Raw genomic sequence first — 261 nt, 5'->3', positions numbered from 1 at the left:
ATCCAGGGTATCGCCCAGATCCCGGAAAGCATGCGCCAGATCTACCGCACCGCGTGGGAACTGCCGATGCGTTCGCTGATCGACATGGCCGCCGACCGTGGCGCGGTCATCGACCAGTCCGCCTCGCTCAACCTGTTCATGGAAAGCCCGAACATCGGCGCGATGTCCTCCATGTACATGAACGCCTGGACGCAGGGCATCAAGACCACCTATTACCAGCGCTCGCGTCCGGCCACCAAGATCGCCCAGACCACCAACAGC

The 261-nt window shown here is 62.5% G+C and carries 1 pseudogene; it reads left to right on the top strand.

The annotated features are described in order from the left end of the window. Positions 1 to 261 (top strand): annotated as a pseudogene (locus ACQG3P_RS20170) (ribonucleoside-diphosphate reductase subunit alpha); the annotation flags it as partial.

Origin of the sequence: Stenotrophomonas sp. SrG (assembly GCF_050031795.1) — a bacterium.
In the GTDB taxonomy this organism is placed as follows: domain Bacteria; phylum Pseudomonadota; class Gammaproteobacteria; order Xanthomonadales; family Xanthomonadaceae; genus Stenotrophomonas; species Stenotrophomonas rhizophila_A.
This window is presented reverse-complemented; position numbering and strand designations above follow the sequence as displayed.